At 72.4% G+C, this 15,461-nt stretch carries 17 protein-coding genes; 10 read left to right on the forward strand and 7 right to left on the reverse strand.

What is annotated here, in order from left to right:
- Window positions 1-56 precede the first annotated feature (56 nt).
- Window positions 57-683: a superoxide dismutase gene (locus V5D56_RS15630; protein WP_251151475.1), complete on the forward strand. Its 627-nt coding sequence runs from the start codon at window positions 57-59 to the stop codon at window positions 681-683.
- A gap of 281 nt (window positions 684-964) precedes the next feature.
- Here V5D56_RS15630 and V5D56_RS15635 read toward each other — a convergent pair whose 3' ends face one another.
- The 3 genes from V5D56_RS15635 to ctaC are packed head-to-tail and all read right to left on the reverse strand — an operon-like array spanning window position 965 to window position 4,109.
- A complete protein-coding gene (locus V5D56_RS15635) occupies window positions 965-1,363 on the reverse strand; it encodes a cytochrome c oxidase subunit 4 (RefSeq protein ID WP_251151476.1) in 399 nt (132 codons plus the stop codon).
- Complete coding sequence (ctaD, locus tag V5D56_RS15640) at window positions 1,360-3,189, reverse strand: aa3-type cytochrome oxidase subunit I (protein WP_435736210.1); 1,830 nt, start codon at window positions 3,187-3,189, stop codon at window positions 1,360-1,362. Before ctaD ends, V5D56_RS15635 begins: the two co-directional genes overlap by 4 nt.
- Window positions 3,189-4,109 carry an aa3-type cytochrome oxidase subunit II gene (gene ctaC / locus V5D56_RS15645; protein WP_435736211.1) on the reverse strand — a complete coding sequence of 307 codons (921 nt, stop codon included), beginning with the start codon at window positions 4,107-4,109 and terminating at the stop codon, window positions 3,189-3,191. The genes ctaD and ctaC overlap by 1 nt, the downstream gene beginning before the upstream one ends.
- A gap of 366 nt (window positions 4,110-4,475) precedes the next feature.
- On the opposite strand from ctaC, the gene V5D56_RS15650 reads away from it, so the two are divergent.
- Both V5D56_RS15650 and V5D56_RS15655 read left to right on the forward strand, forming a co-directional pair.
- The gene (locus V5D56_RS15650) at window positions 4,476-5,621 is read left to right on the forward strand and encodes a cysteine desulfurase family protein (RefSeq protein ID WP_435736212.1); all 1,146 of its coding nucleotides are present in this window, start codon (window positions 4,476-4,478) and stop codon (window positions 5,619-5,621) included.
- Complete coding sequence (locus V5D56_RS15655; RefSeq protein WP_435736213.1) at window positions 5,618-5,950, forward strand: sulfurtransferase TusA family protein; 333 nt, start codon at window positions 5,618-5,620, stop codon at window positions 5,948-5,950. Before V5D56_RS15650 ends, V5D56_RS15655 begins: the two co-directional genes overlap by 4 nt.
- Window positions 5,951-6,014: 64 nt before the next feature.
- Here V5D56_RS15655 and erpA read toward each other — a convergent pair whose 3' ends face one another.
- Window positions 6,015-6,365 carry an iron-sulfur cluster insertion protein ErpA gene (gene erpA, locus V5D56_RS15660; RefSeq protein WP_251151481.1) on the reverse strand — a complete coding sequence of 117 codons (351 nt, stop codon included), beginning with the start codon at window positions 6,363-6,365 and terminating at the stop codon, window positions 6,015-6,017.
- A gap of 189 nt (window positions 6,366-6,554) precedes the next feature.
- Here erpA and V5D56_RS15665 point away from each other — a divergent pair, with 189 nt between their 5' ends.
- The gene (locus V5D56_RS15665) at window positions 6,555-6,983 is read left to right on the forward strand and encodes a VOC family protein (protein ID WP_435736214.1); all 429 of its coding nucleotides are present in this window, start codon (window positions 6,555-6,557) and stop codon (window positions 6,981-6,983) included.
- A 40-nt stretch (window positions 6,984-7,023) separates the two neighbouring features.
- Here V5D56_RS15665 and V5D56_RS15670 read toward each other — a convergent pair whose 3' ends face one another.
- Window positions 7,024-8,364, reverse strand: a complete 1,341-nt coding sequence (locus tag V5D56_RS15670) for a glycerate kinase (protein ID WP_435736215.1) — start codon at window positions 8,362-8,364, stop codon at window positions 7,024-7,026.
- Between the two features lie 97 nt (window positions 8,365-8,461).
- Here V5D56_RS15670 and nadA point away from each other — a divergent pair, with 97 nt between their 5' ends.
- Both nadA and V5D56_RS15680 read left to right on the forward strand, forming a co-directional pair.
- Window positions 8,462-9,712 (forward strand): quinolinate synthase NadA, encoded by a 1,251-nt coding sequence (nadA, locus tag V5D56_RS15675; RefSeq protein WP_435736216.1) that lies wholly within the window; start codon window positions 8,462-8,464, stop codon window positions 9,710-9,712.
- Window positions 9,713-9,765: 53 nt separating this feature from the next.
- Entirely contained in the window at window positions 9,766-10,365 is a 600-nt protein-coding gene (locus V5D56_RS15680; RefSeq protein WP_435736217.1) for a DJ-1/PfpI family protein, read from the forward strand.
- Window positions 10,366-10,406: 41 nt separating this feature from the next.
- Here V5D56_RS15680 and V5D56_RS15685 read toward each other — a convergent pair whose 3' ends face one another.
- Window positions 10,407-10,784, reverse strand: a complete 378-nt coding sequence (locus tag V5D56_RS15685) for a DUF3817 domain-containing protein (RefSeq protein WP_435736218.1) — start codon at window positions 10,782-10,784, stop codon at window positions 10,407-10,409.
- A 66-nt stretch (window positions 10,785-10,850) separates the two neighbouring features.
- On the opposite strand from V5D56_RS15685, the gene V5D56_RS15690 reads away from it, so the two are divergent.
- Together V5D56_RS15690 and V5D56_RS15695 are read left to right on the forward strand one after the other, a co-directional pair.
- Entirely contained in the window at window positions 10,851-11,384 is a 534-nt protein-coding gene (locus tag V5D56_RS15690) for an acyl-CoA thioesterase (RefSeq protein WP_435736219.1), read from the forward strand.
- A gap of 33 nt (window positions 11,385-11,417) precedes the next feature.
- Window positions 11,418-12,224 (forward strand): hypothetical protein, encoded by an 807-nt coding sequence (locus V5D56_RS15695; protein WP_435736220.1) that lies wholly within the window; start codon window positions 11,418-11,420, stop codon window positions 12,222-12,224.
- A gap of 9 nt (window positions 12,225-12,233) precedes the next feature.
- Here the strand turns inward: V5D56_RS15695 and V5D56_RS15700 are convergent, their stop codons facing one another.
- Window positions 12,234-13,631, reverse strand: a complete 1,398-nt coding sequence (locus V5D56_RS15700; RefSeq protein ID WP_435736221.1) for a dipeptidase — start codon at window positions 13,629-13,631, stop codon at window positions 12,234-12,236.
- Window positions 13,632-13,698: 67 nt separating this feature from the next.
- On the opposite strand from V5D56_RS15700, the gene V5D56_RS15705 reads away from it, so the two are divergent.
- A complete protein-coding gene (locus V5D56_RS15705) occupies window positions 13,699-14,304 on the forward strand; it encodes a DUF3043 domain-containing protein (RefSeq protein ID WP_435736222.1) in 606 nt (201 codons plus the stop codon).
- A 68-nt stretch (window positions 14,305-14,372) separates the two neighbouring features.
- Complete coding sequence (locus V5D56_RS15710; RefSeq protein ID WP_435736223.1) at window positions 14,373-15,386, forward strand: aldo/keto reductase family protein; 1,014 nt, start codon at window positions 14,373-14,375, stop codon at window positions 15,384-15,386.
- Window positions 15,387-15,461: the final 75 nt, after the last annotated feature.

Raw genomic sequence — 15,461 nt, forward strand, 5'->3', positions numbered from 1 at the left:
ACCAGCCGCCGTGCCGGCACCAGGCCTGCGGTGGCCCGAACCAGGAGGAGATCCGCATGCCTGTCTACACGCTGCCCGAGCTGTCGTACGACTACGGTGCGCTCGAGCCGCACATCTCCGGGCGGATCATGGAGCTGCACCACTCCAAGCACCACCAGGCCTACGTCACCGGCGCCAACACCGCCCTCGAGAAGCTCGCCGACGCCCGCGAGTCCGGCGACTTCGCCGCGATCAACCTCCACGAGAAGAACCTCGCGTTCAACCTCGGCGGCCACGTCAACCACTCCGCCTTCTGGACCAACCTCTCCCCCGAGGGCGGCGGCGAGCCCACCGGCGAGATCGGCGCCGCGATCGACGAGAACTTCGGCTCGTTCGACGCCTTCAAGAAGCAGTTCGCCGCCGTCGCCGCGGGCGTCCAGGGCTCCGGCTGGGCCATCCTGGCCTGGGACTCCATCGGCCAGAAGCTCATCACCGTCCAGCTCTACGACCAGCAGGGCAACATCGCCCTCGGCCTGACCCCCATCGTCCTGCTCGACGTCTGGGAGCACGCCTACTACCTCGACTACCAGAACGTGCGCGCCGACTACGTCACCGCCTGGTGGAACCTCGTCAACTGGTCCGACGCCGAGGCCCGCCTCCAGCGCGCCAAGACCCAGACCGCCGGACTCATCGTCCCCGCCTGAGAACAGGGCCTGACAACACCGCCTGCCAACGACGAGAACGTCTTGGGGGCCGTTATCCATCGGATGACGGCCCCCAAGACGTTCTCGGCATCCTGCCCTCCCGAACCCCGGGTTACGCATCGCCCTGATGCTCCAGTGACGTTCAACCCCGGGTTCGGCACCTCGCCGCGCTCGCGTCACGGCCCGTGACACCGCCGCAGGTCGACGACGTCGGGCCCGGCATCTCCGCGAGGAGAGCCGGGCCCGACGTCGGTTTCCGCCAGCTGGCGGGAAGGGGTCGATCAGTGGGCGTGCTGCCCCCGGGAGAACTCGAAGACCCAGCCGACCAGCGCGATCGCGCCGACTGCGACGCCGACGTAGACCAGCCACCAGCCGACGGCGAGGCCGAGGAACGTGATGGCACCGGCGGAGGCGATCGCGAGCGGCCACCAGCTCCACGGCGCGTAGACGCCCTGGTCGCCGGCGCCCTGCTCGACGAGGCCGTCCGGGTCGTCCTCGGGGCGGTCGTCGATCCGCTTGCCCGTCAGCCACAGGTAGGCGCCGATCATCGCCACGAGGCCCGCGGTGAGGAGGATGGCCACGGAACCTACCGGCTCCCAGCCGCTCATGAACCCGTAGACGACTCCTGCCAGCACGAAGAACGGCGTCCCGTAGAGGAACAGCTTGTACTCGACCCTCACTTGCCCGTCTCCTCGTCCGTGGGGCCCGTGGTGCCGGGCTCGTCGATGATCGTCGTGGTCGTGGAGTGGCTCGCGGCCTCGTCGCTGCCGCTCAGGCGGTCCAGCGCCACGCTCTTCTCACCGCGCCGGTCGGCCTCGCCGTAAACCTGCTCGAGGACGTTGGGGTTCGGCTCGGCGTGGTCCATCGCCGCGACCTCGGGGTGGTGCAGGTCGAAGGCGGGCGACTCGGAACGGATCCGCGGCAGCGACGTGAAGTTGTGCCGCGGCGGCGGGCAGGACGTGGCCCACTCGAGCGACCGCCCGTAGCCCCACGGGTCGTCCACGGTGACCTTCGGCGCGTTGCGCCACGTCGTGTACACGTTCCAGAGGAACGGCAGCGTCGACGCCGCGAGGAGGAACGCACCCACGGTCGACACCTGGTTTTCCCAGGTGAAGCCGTCGGACGGTGCGTAGTCCGCGTACCGGCGCGGCATGCCCTCGACACCCAGCCAGTGCTGGATGAGGAACGTCGTGTGGAAGCCCACGAACAGCAGCCAGAAGTGGATCTTCCCGAGGCGCTCGTTGAGCATCCGGCCCGTGAACTTCGGCCACCAGAAGTAGAAGCCCGCGAACATCGCGAACACGACGGTGCCGAACACCACGTAGTGGAAGTGCGCCACGACGAAGTACGAGTCGGACAGGGAGAAGTCCAGCGCGGGGCTCGAGAGGATGATCCCTGTCAGGCCGCCGAAGAGGAACGTGACGAGGAAGCCGATCGACCAGAGCATCGGCGTCTCGAACGTGAGCTTGCCGCGCCACATCGTGCCGATCCAGTTGAAGAACTTCACACCGGTCGGGACGGCGATGAGCATCGTCATGAAGGCGAAGAACGGCAGCAGGACCGCCCCGGTCACGTACATGTGGTGCGCCCACACCGTCACCGAGAGCGCCGCGATCGCGATCGTCGCGTAGACCAGGCCCTTGTAGCCGAAGATCGGCTTACGGCTGAACACCGGCAGGATCTCGGTCACGATGCCGAAGAACGGCAGCGCGATGATGTACACCTCAGGGTGCCCGAAGAACCAGAACAGGTGCTGCCAGAGGATCGCGCCCCCGTTCTCGGGGTTGAAGATCTGCGCACCCAGGCGTCGGTCCGCGCCGAGCGCGAACAGCGCCGAGGCCAGCGGGGGGAACGCCATGAGCACCAGGAGGCTCGTGACGAGCGTGTTCCAGGTGAAGATCGGCATCCGGAACATGGTCATGCCCGGAGCGCGCATCGTGATGATCGTCGTGATGAAGTTGACCGCACCGAGGATCGTCCCGAAGCCTGCAAGTGCTAGCCCGAAGACCCAGAGGTCTCCCCCGAGCCCTGGACTGAAGGTCGTGTTGGACAACGGCGCGTACGCGAACCAGCCGAACGACGCGGCACCCTGCGGCGTGAAGAAGCCGGCCGACGCGATGAGCCCACCGAAGAGGTAGAGCCAGTACGCGAACATGTTGAGCCGCGGGAACGCGACGTCCGGCGCGCCGATCTGCAGCGGCATGATGACGTTCGCGAAGCCCGCGAAGAGCGGGGTGGCGAACAGCAGCAGCATGATCGTGCCGTGCATCGTGAAGAGCTGGTTGTACTGCTCCTTGCTCTGCACGAGCTGGATCCCGGGCTCGAAGAGCTCCGCCCGGATCACGAGGGCCATGAGGCCGCCGATGCAGAAGAAGATGAACGACGAGATCAGGTAGAGGTACCCGATCGTCTTGTGGTCGGTGGACGTGACCCACTTGATCACGGTCCGCCCGAGGGTCTGGCGCCGGGGCGCGAGACCGGGGATGACTTCGGCCTGCGCGACCATCAGTGCTCACCCTCCGTGGTAGCGGCGACGGGGTTCGGGTCCTGGAGGCGGCTGAAGCCCTCGACGGGGATCTGCCCCTCCTGGCCCTTCTCGCGGAGCGCCTCCATCTGCGCGTCGAACTCGGCGCGATCGACGACCTCGACGTTGAACAGCATGCCGGAGTGGTGCTCGCCGCAGAGCTCGGCGCACTTCCCGGCGTAGACGCCCTCGCGCTCCGGGGTCACGACGAACTCGTTCGTGCGGTGCGGGATCATGTCCTGCTTGTAGAGGAACGCGGGGATCCAGAACGAGTGGATGACGTCGCGCGAGTCGAGGACGAACCGAATGCTCTCGCCGGCGGGCAGGTACAGCGTCGGCAGCACCTCTCCCGTGCCGGGGGCGCCGTCAATCGCGGCCTCCTCGGTCAGCGTCTCGCCGACGTTCGCCAGGTGCTGGCCGGTCTCGTAGACGTCCTCGTCGACGTAGTTGAAGTCCCAGCTCCACTGCTTGCCGATGACCTGGACGGTCATGTCGGACTCGACGTCCCTGTCCTGGATCGCGCTCATGTCGCGGTCCGTGTAGAAGAACAGGACGAGGACCATGAGGATCGGCACGGCCGTGTACATGATCTCGAGCGGCAGGTGGTAGCGCGTCTGGACCGGCAGGACGTGGTCGTCCTTGCGCTTGCGGTAGGCGGCGACGCACCACAGCATCAGGCCCCACGTGATGATGCCGACGATGAGCGCGGCGATCCAGGAGCCGTTCCACAACGAGGTGATCCGTGCGGTCTGGTTGGTCACCTCCCCGTCGTCGTATCCGGGTAGGAACCCACGCTGGACCGTGTCGCTGGCACAGCCGGACGCCACCGCAGCGACGGCGACGGCGAGTGCCGTCGCCCGCAGGATGGTGCGCCGTGTGCGGCTAGGGGGTTGCGAGTGCAAGGGGGGCCTTTCACGTCACGTCCTGCCCGAACCCGTCTCCACGAGCCCAGCACAGGACCTTCGTCCTCGACACACGAAGCCTAGCGCGGGATTCCGCCCCTCGTGCCCCGGAACGCCGTGCACCGGCAGGAGATCCCTGACACGTCCGGGCCGGTCAGGCCGGGTTCGGAACACGCCGGGCGACTCTGTCAGATCGTTCGCCCGCACCGCTGCGGCGCGGTTCGGCGGTACCGTGCTCGTGTCTCGCGCACGCCACCGTGCAGGACCGCGCGAGCGCAACGATCCTGCCGGGTCACCCGCGGTCGGCGACCCGGGCCGCCACGTGCGGCCCCGGCCGCTCCCGCCCCCCGCGACGCTGGAGACCTTGTGACGCACACCACCCGCGCACCGCGCGTCCGCCTCGACAACGGCGGGCGCGCGCCCTGGCACCCGCTCGCGCGCGAGGCGTTCGAGCAGGCGATGGACGACGGCTGGGCCGACCCGCGCCGCCTCCACGCGGAGGGTCGCCGTGCCGCGGCGCTGCTCGACGGCGCCCGGGAGGCCGTGGCCTCCGCGCTCGGGGCGAGGACCGAGGAGGTCGTCTTCACGCCGTCGCACACCGCGTCGCTGCACACGGCCGTCGCGGCGCTGGCCGCCGGACGACGACGCGTCGGCTCGCGCGTCGTCGTCGGCGCGGTCGAGCGTGCGGCGGTGCTGCACGCCGCGGAGCACGGCGGGCTCGATCGGGTCGTGGTCCCCGTGGACGGCTCCGGCCGCGTGAGCGCCGGCGACATGTCCGACGCCGTGTCGCAGCCCGGCGCCGCCCTCGCCGCGCTGCAGCACGCCAACGGCGAGGTGGGCACCCTCCAACCGCTCTCCGCGGTCCACGGGTCCGCGCGCGCGGCGGGTGTCCCCCTGCTCGTGGACGCGGGTGCGAGCCTCGGCCACGTCTCCGTCGGGGAGTCGTGGGACGCGCTGGCCGCTGACCCGGGCGACTGGGGCGCGGCCCCCGGCGTGGGGGTCCTCGCCCTGCGCTCGCGCGTCCGACGGCGCAGCCCGTTCCCGGAGGACCCGGAACCCTTCGCACCGGGTGGGGTCAGCGTCCCGGCCGCGTTCTCCGCCGCGGTGGGTCTCCAGGCCGTCCTCGCGGACCGCGAGGCGCAGGACTCCCGCCGGCGCGAGCTCGTCGACCGGGTCCGCACGCGCGTCGCCGCGATCCCCGATGTCGAGGTGGTGGGCGACGCGGTCGACCGGCTCCCGCACGTCGTGACGTTCTCGTTCCTCTACGTCGACGGGGAGGCGCTGCTCACCGAGCTCGACCGGGAGGGCATCGCCGTCGGCTCGGGATCGGCGTGCACGTCGAGCACTCTGGAGCCGTCCCACGTGCTCGCCGCGATGGGGGTCCTCACGCACGGGAACGTCCGGATCGCGATCGACCGCTCGACGACGGAGAAGGACGTCGAGCGCTTCCTCGGGGTGCTGCCGGACGCCGTCGCGCGCGTGCGCGCCGCGCTGGGGGTCGAGGGGCTGTGAGCCCCGACGACGCGACCGACGCCGTCGCGGGGGGTGCGCGCGAGCCCGTCGTGGTGGACGCCCGCGGGCTCCGCTGCCCGGTACCGGTGATCCGCCTCGCCGCGGCGGCGCGCGAGCGCGGGACCGGCGACCTGCTGACCGTGTGGTCGACGGACCCGGCGGCGCGTCTCGACGTGCCCGCCTGGGCGCGCATGCGGGGTCACCGCGTCGTCGACGAGCACGAGGTCGCCGAGGGCCACGAGGTCGCGCAGGAGCGTGACGTCCCTCAGGAGCGCGAGCCTGCCGCCGCCCCGTCGGTGTGGGCGATCACGGTCGAGCTCGGCCGCTGAGACGCCAGGAGCCCGGCCCCCGCGAGGGGACCGGGCTCCCGTGGAGTCCCGCAGGGACGGTGCGTCAGCTGAACGAGCCGCCGCACGCGCAGGCGCTGCCCGCGTTGGGGTTGTCGATCGTGAAGCCCTGCTTCTCGATGGTGTCGGCGAAGTCGATCGTCGCGCCCTCGAGGTAGGGGACGCTCATCTTGTCGACCACGACCTCGACGCCGTCGTAGTCGCGCAGGGCGTCGCCCTCGAGCAGGCGCTCGTCGAAGTAGAGCTGGTAGATCAGGCCGGAACAGCCGCCGGGCTGCACCGCCACGCGCAGGCGCAGGTCGTCGCGGCCCTCCTGCTCGAGGAGGGTGCGGACCTTGTCCGCGGCCACATCGGTCAGGTCGACGCCGTGGGTGGCAATCTCGGTGGTCTCGCTCATCTCGTCTCCGCGCTGTCGGGGGCACGTGTGCCCCGGTGGTGGCCGGCTATCCGTGGCCTCTCGAGCCTGGTCCCCGAGAGATCCCGTCAGGTCCACAACACCACACGTGCCGGTCGTGTTCCCGAGTCTACGACGCGTGCGGGGCGTACGGTCGACCACGGCCGGACGACACCGACGACGGGAGCAGACATGGACCAGGCGGTGCACTTCGTGACGATCGCGACGCGAGACCTCGACGCCGCGCGTCGCTTCTACGGGGCGCTGGGCTGGACCGCCCAGCTCGACGTCCCCGGTGAGATCCTCTTCTACCGCTCGGCGGCCGGGCAGCTCCTCGGGTTCTTCGAGCGCTCGAAGTTCATCGAGGACCAGGGCGTCGACGACCAGGACGCCTCGGTGACGGGCGTCACCCTCTCCCACAACGTCGGCTCGCGGGCCGAGGTCGTCGCGCTGTGCGAGCGGATGCTCGCCGCGGGCGGGGACCTCCGCAAGGAGCCGCAGGAGGGCCGGTTCGGCGGGGTCTTCCACGCGCACGTCGTCGACCCGAACGGCGTCGTGTGGGAGATCGCCCACAACCCGGCATGGCGGGTGCTGCCCGACGGGAGCGTCGACCTCGGCTGACGCGGTCCCCGGCCCGGCAGGAGCCTCCAGGAAGCAGCTGTCAGGCGCGCGACCAGGTGCGGGCGACGCGCTCGACGAGGGTCTGCGGCGCGTCCTGCCCCCACGCGTAGGCGCCGCTGAGACCCGCTGCCGCCTGCTCCCGCCGGCCGGCGACGACCGACCGTGCGACGACCACGACCGGTACGGCATGCCTCGCGGCACGCTGCGCGACCACGTGGACCGCGCCCTCGCCCATCTCGTGCGCGCCGAGCTCGTCCACGACGACGACCACGAGGTCGGCGACGGCGAGGCGCTCGTCGAGGCCCACGACGTCCGCGACCTCGCGCAGCGCCGGGACCAGACGCCCGCCGAGAGCCACGACGGCGAAGGCAGCGCCTCCGCCGCTGCCCGACCCGGGCACACCGGCCAGCCGACGCGGGCCCGCCGTGGCGAGGAGGTCGCGACCGAGCGGCCCACGGCCGTCCCGGTCGAGCGCCTCGACGGCCGCCGCCACCTCGTGCGCGACCGCCCCGAGCGCCCGCTCGAGGTCCTGGGCGAGGGCGTCCTCCACGCCACGGGCTGCGAGCGCCGCGCTCGCCCCGTGCAGGCCGAGCAGCGGAGCGTCAGTGGCGACGGCCGCCACGAGGCGCACGTCACGCAGCGCCCGGCGGGCCGCGCGCAGCCGTTCGGCCGTCGGCGCGGCGGCCGTCGGCGCGCCGTCACTGCACGACGGCGCGCGCCCCGTCGCACCGGGCGGTCCACCGGGTCCGGTCCTCGCCGCCGGTGCGCCCGACAGGGCTCGGAGCAGCCCCTCCCCCGCGTCGTGGCTGCGCGCTCCCCCGGTCGCGAGCACGACGCGTCCCGGACGCCCGTCCGCGGTCCGTGCCGCGTCCGCGCAGAGGGCGACCAGGTGACCGAGGGCGTCGGACGCCCTGGGGGTCGAGGACGCGGCCGCGCTGCTGGACGGGCCGTCGGGTGCACGCCGGCCGGTCGTGAGGTCGTGGGTCGCGGGGTCCTCGACCGCCGGCACCTGGGACGCGTCCGCGTAGACGGTGCCGGTGCGGACGTCCCGGCGGACAGCGACCGGCACGTCCCGGCCACCCGGGCCGGGAACCACGCCGGCGAGCAGCTCGGGCGCGACGAGGGCGACGGCATCGAGGAAGGCCGGCCCCGAGCTCGCGAGCCCGACGTGGTCGACCTGCACCTCGCCGCGAGGTCGTCCGGTGGCGCTCACCGTCTCCGCCCACCAGCGCGCGACGTCCCGAGGCGCCGGCGTCGTCGACCGCGCGGACACCGGCCCACCGGCCCCGTCCGGCGACGCGGGCGCCAGGTCGCCCGCCCGGGCCGGCCACGCGCCGTCGGGCACGACGGGACCGGTCGAACCGGTGACGAGGACGCGCATGCGGGGATTCTGCCAGCCTGCGAGCCTGCCAGGTGGCGTCCGGGCCGCCCCGCGCGACCGGAGACGCGTCGACGACACCCTGTGCGACGATGTTCCCGTGAGCACTGGTAGCACCTTGCTGGACTCCGGTCTGACCGGCCCCGACGCGGCTCCGCGGGGGGACGGCTCCGGCTTCGCCGAGCCCGCTCCCTCCGCCCTGCTGCTGCTGGGTCAGGGTCGCGACCTCGCGTCCGAGCGCGGCGTCGAGTGTGTGGGCGACCTGCCCGCGCCGAGCGACCCGGACCTCGTCGAGCGCGCCCGGGCGGCGCGGGCGGCGCTGGGCGAGCGCGCGTTCGTCCTCGGCCACCACTACCAGCGCGACGAGGTGATCGACTTCGCCGACGTCACGGGCGACTCGTTCAAGCTCGCGCGCGAGGCCGCCGCCCGGCCCGAGGCGGAGTTCATCCTCTTCTGCGGCGTGCACTTCATGGCGGAGAGCGCGGACATCCTCACGTCCGACGCCCAGCAGGTCGTGCTGCCGGACCTGGCGGCGGGCTGCTCGATGGCCGACATGGCGGCGATCGACCAGGTCGAGGACGCGTGGGACGTGCTCGAGGAGGCGGGGATCGCCGACTCGACGATCCCGGTGACGTACATGAACTCGTCCGCGGCGATCAAGGCGTTCACGGGACGCCACGGTGGGACGGTGTGCACGTCGTCGAACGCGGTGGTCGCGCTGCGCTGGGCGTTCGACCAGGTCGGAGGCGTCGACGGCACGGGCAAGGTCCTCTTCCTGCCCGACCAGCACCTGGGCCGGAACACCGCGGTGCTCAAGCTCGCGATGTCGCTCGACGAGTGCGTCGTGTTCGACCCGCGCAAGCCGAACGGCGGCCTGACGGACGCCGAGCTGCGCGACGCGCGCATGATCCTGTGGCGCGGGCACTGCTCGGTGCACGGTCGGTTCTCCGCGAAGAACGTGTCCGACATCCGCGCCGCGGTGCCCGACGTGAACGTGCTCGTCCACCCCGAGTGCAAGCACGAGGTGGTCACGGCGGCGGACCTCGTGGGCTCGACGGAGTTCATCATCCAGACGCTCGACGCCGCGGAGCCGGGGTCGTCCTGGGCGATCGGCACGGAGCTCAACCTCGTGCGGCGCGTCGCCCGCGCGCACCCCGACAAGCAGGTGCACTACCTGGACTCGACGGTGTGCTTCTGCTCGACGATGAACCGGATCGACCTGCCGCACCTCGTGTGGGCGATGGAGTCGCTCGCCGTGGGCCGCGTGGTCAACCGGATCGTCGTCGACGCCGACGACGCGCACTGGGCGCGCGTCGCGCTCGACCAGATGCTGGCGCTGCCGGGGATCTAGCGGCCCGGCGCGACGAGGCCGTCGAGGGACCGGCGGCACGCGGAGGTGGGTGCATGAGCACCGGCAACGGGATGAACGTCGGCATCTTCGTGTTCGACGAGGCGGAGGAGCTCGACGTCGCAGGCCCGTTCGAGGTCCTCACCGCGTGGGCCGAGCACTCGGCGATCAAGCCTCACGTCTCGACGTTCTCGTGGGACGGGGGCGGCGTGCGCCTCGCGAAAGGGCTGCGGCTCGTCCCCGACCGGTCCGCCGACGACGTCGGGCCGCTGCACCTGCTCGTCTACCCGGGCGGCTGGGGCACGCGCGCCCTCCTCGCCGACAGCGCGCACCTCGACTGGTTGCGCGCGATGCGCGCGCAGACGCCGATCATCGCCGGGGTGTGCACGGGGTCGCTCGTGCTGGCGGCCGCGGGCCTGCTCTCCGGGCGGCCCGCGACGACGCACTGGGCGCACTACGACGACCTTGCCCAGATCGACGCGAGCGTGGTGCTCGACACCGAGGCGCGGTTCGTCGACGACGGCGACGTCGTGACGTCGGCGGGCGTCTCGGCCGGCATCGACATGGCGCTGCACCTGGTCGCCCGCCTCGAGAGCCCGGACGTCGCGCGAGCCGTGCGGCGCGCGATCCAGTACGACCCGGTGCCGCCGGTCTAGGCATGGGCCCCCAGCGGGCCCCCAGGGGGCCCCGGCGGGCCTCAGCCCGCGACCGGCGTCGAGGCGCGACGCGCGCGGTAGCGGCCGGAGCGGTGCGCCCACACGTCGAAGGCGACGGTGCAGAAGGGCGGGACGGTCGCCGCGAGCGCGAGGAACGTGGTCCAGAGAGACCAGCGCAGGCGTACCGCGACCGCTACCGCGAGCGCGACGTAGACGAGCACGAGCCCGCCGTGGACCGGCCCGAAGATCTCGACCCCTCGCTCGGTCGTCCCGGCGACCCACTTGAGGTACATCCCGACGAGGAGGCCCGCCCAGGAGAACGCCTCGGCGATCGCGACGGCGCGGAACGCACGAACGACCCAGGGGTGCCGTGCTGAGTCAGGAGCGGTGGGGCGAGGTGCGGTGCTCGTCGTCGTCACGCCGCGCATCCTCGCACACCTCCGTCGATACCTGATACCGGTGGTGCGGGATAGTAGCCTGCGAGCGTGACCCGTCAGCTCCAGCTCCTCGTCGCCAGCACGATGCCCCGCCGAGCCGTCCCCGGACGGCACCCTCTCGACCCGTCGGTGACGCACCTTCGCGTCCACCCCGGCGACCTCGACTTCTACCTCCACGTGAACAACGGCGTGTACCTGCAGCTGATGGACATCGCGCGCAGCAACTACATCGCCGACCTCGGTGGGTTCTCGCTCCTCAAGGACAAGGGCTGGTACCCGGTGGTCGCGGCGTCGACGATGAAGTATCGCCGGTCGCTGCAGCTGTGGGACCGGTTCGAGATCACGACGCGCGTGGTCGGTTGGGACGAGCGCGTCGTGTATCTCGAGCAGGTCTTCTCGCGACGCGGCGAGCTGTGCGCACGGGGCCTCGTCGCGGGCCGCTTCCTGGCCCGCGGCTCCGGGGACCGCGTACCGGCACCGGACGTCGTCGGCCTGCTCGGCGGGGACCTGGTCTCGCCCGAGCTCCCCGACGACGTCGCGGCCTGGGCCCGCGCGCTCGACGTCGCCCACCGCACCGTCTGAGGCGGACGTCGCCCCTGGTGGTTCGATGGGCGGATGGAGACCGACCCTTTCGACGCCACGATGGTGCCCGCGCTCCCCTGTCCCGACGTCGACGCGATGCGCGACTTCTGGGTGGACCTCGGGCTCGCCGTCACCTACCGCCAGCTCCGGCCGAACCCCTACGTCGTCGTGCGGCGCGGAGAGTTCCAGATCCACTACTTCGGGATGGACGGCGTCGCGCCCGACGACTCGTACAGCACGTGCATCGCGCTCGTCGACGACACGGCGCCGGTGTTCGAGACCTTCGCGGCGGGCCTGCGCGCCCGGTACGGCCGGCTCCCGCTGACGGGCGTGCCCCGGATCACGCGCCCGCGCCGTCGTGCGAACGCGGGCGGCACGGCCGGGTTCAGCGTCGTCGACCCGGCGGGCAACTGGGTACGGGTCATGCGGCGGCCGCCCGCCGGAGCGGGTGGCTCGGGCGGCGGCCCGGACCAGGAGGCCCGGGAGAGCAGCACCGGCGACGAGTCGGCGCGCCAGGCCTACGCCGAGCGGCCCGCCGGCCGGGTCGCGCGCGCCCTCGACGACGCCGTCGTGCAGGCCGACTCCCACGGCGACGCCGTGCAAGGACGCCGGATCCTCGCGGGCGCGCTCCGGCGCGCGGGCGACGAGACCGACCCCGCGGACCGGGTGCGCGCGCTCGCCTACCTGGCAGAGCTCGCCGTCCGCACGGACGACCCCGACGCGGCCCGCGAGCACCTCGACGTGCTCGCGGCGCTCGTCCCGACGCTGGACGAGGCCGCGCGCCAGGCCGTCGGCACCGCGCTCGACGACGCCGACGAGCTGCGCGCGAGCCTCGGGTGAGGCCGCGCGTCAGGCGACGAGGCCGCCGAGCCGCGCGAGGAGCAGCGCCTCCGCGAGCACGACCTTCTCGAGCTCGCCGAGGTGCACCGACTCGTTCGCGCCGTGCGCGCGCGAGTCCGGGTCCTCGACCCCCGTGACGAGGATCGCCGCGTCGGGGAAGACGTCGAGCAGGTCGGCGATGAACGGGATCGACCCGCCGATGCCGATGTCGACCGGGTCCGTGCCCCAGGACGTCGCGAACGCCCACCGCGCGGCCTGCATCGCCGCGGAGTCGGCGGGCGCGAGGAACGGCTTGCCCTGCTCGCCGTCGCGGACGGTGACGCGCGCGCCGAACGGCGCGTTCGCCTCGAGGTGCGTGCGCAGCGCCGCCATCGCGGCCGCAGGGTCCTGGCCGGGCGCGAGGCGCACGGAGAGCTTCGCGGTCGCGCGCGGCGTGAGCGTATTCGACGCGTGCGCGACGCTCGGCGCGTCGAGACCGATGACGGCGATCGCGGGCTTGGTCCACAACCGCCCGGCGATGCTGCCCTGCCCGGCGAGGACCGTGCCGTCGAGGAGCGACGAGTCCGCGCGGAAGTCGGACTCCGCGTAGTCGACCGTGGGCTCGGCCCCGACGACGAGCCCGTCCACCGCGACGTCGCCCGCGTCGTCGTGCAGCGTGGCGATCAGGCGGGCGAGCAGCGTGACGGCGTCGAGCACCGGACCTCCGAACATGCCCGAGTGCACGGCGTGGTCGAGGACGGCGACCTCGACCTCGCAGTCGACCAGACCCCGCAGCGACGTGGTCAGGGCGGGGACGCCGATCTTCCAGTTCGCCGAGTCGGCGACGACGATGACGTCGGCCGCGAGCAGGTCGCGGTGCTGCGTGAGGAACGGCAGGAACGTCGGCGAGCCGACCTCCTCCTCGCCCTCGACGAACACGGTGACGCCCACCGGAAGGTCCCCGAGCGTCGCGAGGGCGCGCAGCGCGCCGAGGTGGGCGACGACGCCCGCCTTGTCGTCGGCCGCTCCACGCCCGTAGAGACGGCCGTCCCGCTCGGTGGGGACGAACGGCTCGGTGTCCCAGGTGGACGCGTCGCCCGGGGGCTGCACGTCGTGGTGGGCGTAGAGCAGGACGGTCGGCGCGCCGTCGGGAGCGGGACGGCGCGCGACGACCGCGGGTGCGCCCTCGCGGCCGTCCTCGGTGGTCGCGCGCAGCACCTGGACCTCCGGGAGCCCGGCCTCGCGCAGGAGGGCGGCCACGGCGTCGGCGCTCGCCGCGACGCGCGACGGGTCGAACGCGGCGTTCGAGACGCTCGGGATGCGCACGAGCGCCTCGAGGTACGCGCGCAGGGCGGGGAACAGGCCGGCGACCGTCTCGCGCAGCGTGGTGGCGAGGGTCGGGTCGGTGGTGTCGGGTGAGTTCGTCACGGCGAGCACCGTACGTCACCCTGGGGGCGGGGCGAGGAGCGCCCTCGCTCTCGACTACGCTGGACCCGTGTTCTCCCGCAACAAGTCCGGCGCCACGCCGCCTGCCCCCGACCCCGTCGCCGCGGCGGCCGAGATCGAGCAGGCCGGCACGGCCACAGGCAAGGGCCGTCCCACACCCAAGCGCAAGGACTCCGAGGCCGCGAACAAGCGCCCCCTCGTGCCGAACGACCGTCGGGCGGCGGCGAAGTCGGCGCGGGAGAAGCAGCGCGAGATGCGCGACCGCGAGTACCAGGCGATGCAGACGGGCGACGAGCGCTACCTGCCGCCGCGCGACAAGGGACCGGTCCGCCGCTACGTGCGCGACCACGTGGACGCGCGGTGGAACCTCGGCGAGTTCTTCCTCCCGATCGCCCTCGTCTTCATCGTCATGTCGCTGCTCACCGCCCAGAACCAGGGCCTCGCCTTCGTCACGGTCATGGCGCTGTACGTCATCGTGCTGCTGACGATCATCGACGCGTTCATCATGTGGCGCGGACTGCGCAAGCGGCTGGTCCGCAAGTTCGGCGAGGTGCCGAAGGGCACCGTCATGTACGCCGTGATGCGCGCGTTCCAGCTGCGCAGGGCACGTCTGCCGAAGCCGGTGCACAAGAAGCACGGCGTCTACCCGGAGTGACGGCCGGGACCGCCGGGCGTCCGCCCGCCGGTTCCTCGGGCAACCGTCCCGGCCGATAGGTTAGGGCCATGCCCAACTACCGCTACCTCGGCAACTCGGGTCTCAAGATCTCCGAGATCACCTACGGCAACTGGCTCACCCACGGCTCCCAGGTCGAGAACGACACCGCGACCGCGTGCGTCCACGCCGCGCTCGACGCCGGCATCACCTCGTTCGACACCGCGGACGTCTACGCGAACACGAAGGCCGAGCAGGTCCTCGGCGACGCCCTCAAGGGGCAGCGTCGCGAGTCCCTCGAGATCTTCACCAAGGTGTACTGGCCGACCGGGCCCGCCGGCCCGAACGACTCCGGCCTGTCGCGCAAGCACGTCATGGAGTCGATCAACGGCTCCCTGACGCGGCTCGGCACGGACTACGTCGACCTCTACCAGGCGCACCGGTTCGACACCGAGACGCCGCTCGAGGAGACGATGCAGGCGTTCGCCGACATCGTCCGCCAGGGCAAGGCCCTGTACATCGGCGTCTCGGAGTGGACCGCCGACCAGATCCGCGCGGGGCACGCCCTCGCGAAGGACCTCGGCTTCCAGCTCATCTCGTCGCAGCCCCAGTACTCGATGCTGTGGCGCGTCATCGAGGACGAGGTCGTGCCGACCTCGCGCGAGCTCGGCGTGTCGCAGATCGTCTGGTCGCCGATGGCCCAGGGCGTCCTGTCCGGCAAGTACGTGCCGGGCCAGCCGCTGCCCGAGGGCTCGCGCGCCACGGACGACAAGGGCGGCGCGCGGATGATCCAGCGCTTCATGACCGACGACGTCCTGGCGCGCGTGCAGGACCTCAAGCCGGTCGCGGACGAGCTCGGCCTGTCCATGGCGCAGCTCTCCATCGCGTGGGTCCTCCAGAACGACAACGTCGCCGCGGCGCTCGTCGGCGCGTCGCGCCCCGAGCAGGTCGCGGAGAACGTCAAGGCCGCGGGCGTCACGATCCCCGCGGAGCTCCTCGCGCGCATCGACGAGGTCCTGGGCGACGTCGTCGAGCGCGACGCGCGCAAGACCGCGGAGGGTGCGCCGCAGAAGCGTCCGTCCTGACGCCTGCTGCCGCAGCACCGCACGATCGCCGTGCACGACGCGCGGGGTGCCCGGTCCGGGCGCCCCGCGCGTCGT

The sequence above is a fragment of the Cellulosimicrobium sp. PMB13 genome (assembly GCF_051294865.1).
GTDB lineage: Bacteria > Actinomycetota > Actinomycetes > Actinomycetales > Cellulomonadaceae > Cellulosimicrobium.

Bases quoted from the DNA above. Each gene is read 5' to 3' on its own strand.
- V5D56_RS15630 (WP_251151475.1), top strand. From the start codon at position 57: ATGCCTGTCTACACGCTGCCCGAGCTGTCGTACGACTACGGTGCGCTC.
- ctaD (WP_435736210.1), bottom strand. From the start codon at position 3,189: ATGGTCGCGCAGGCCGAAGTCATCCCCGGTCTCGCGCCCCGGCGCCAG.
- erpA (WP_251151481.1), bottom strand. From the start codon at position 6,365: ATGAGCGAGACCACCGAGATTGCCACCCACGGCGTCGACCTGACCGAT.
- V5D56_RS15665 (WP_435736214.1), top strand. From the start codon at position 6,555: ATGGACCAGGCGGTGCACTTCGTGACGATCGCGACGCGAGACCTCGAC.
- V5D56_RS15670 (WP_435736215.1), bottom strand. From the start codon at position 8,364: ATGCGCGTCCTCGTCACCGGTTCGACCGGTCCCGTCGTGCCCGACGGC.
- V5D56_RS15680 (WP_435736217.1), top strand. From the start codon at position 9,766: ATGAGCACCGGCAACGGGATGAACGTCGGCATCTTCGTGTTCGACGAG.
- V5D56_RS15695 (WP_435736220.1), top strand. From the start codon at position 11,418: ATGGAGACCGACCCTTTCGACGCCACGATGGTGCCCGCGCTCCCCTGT.
- V5D56_RS15710 (WP_435736223.1), top strand. From the start codon at position 14,373: ATGCCCAACTACCGCTACCTCGGCAACTCGGGTCTCAAGATCTCCGAG.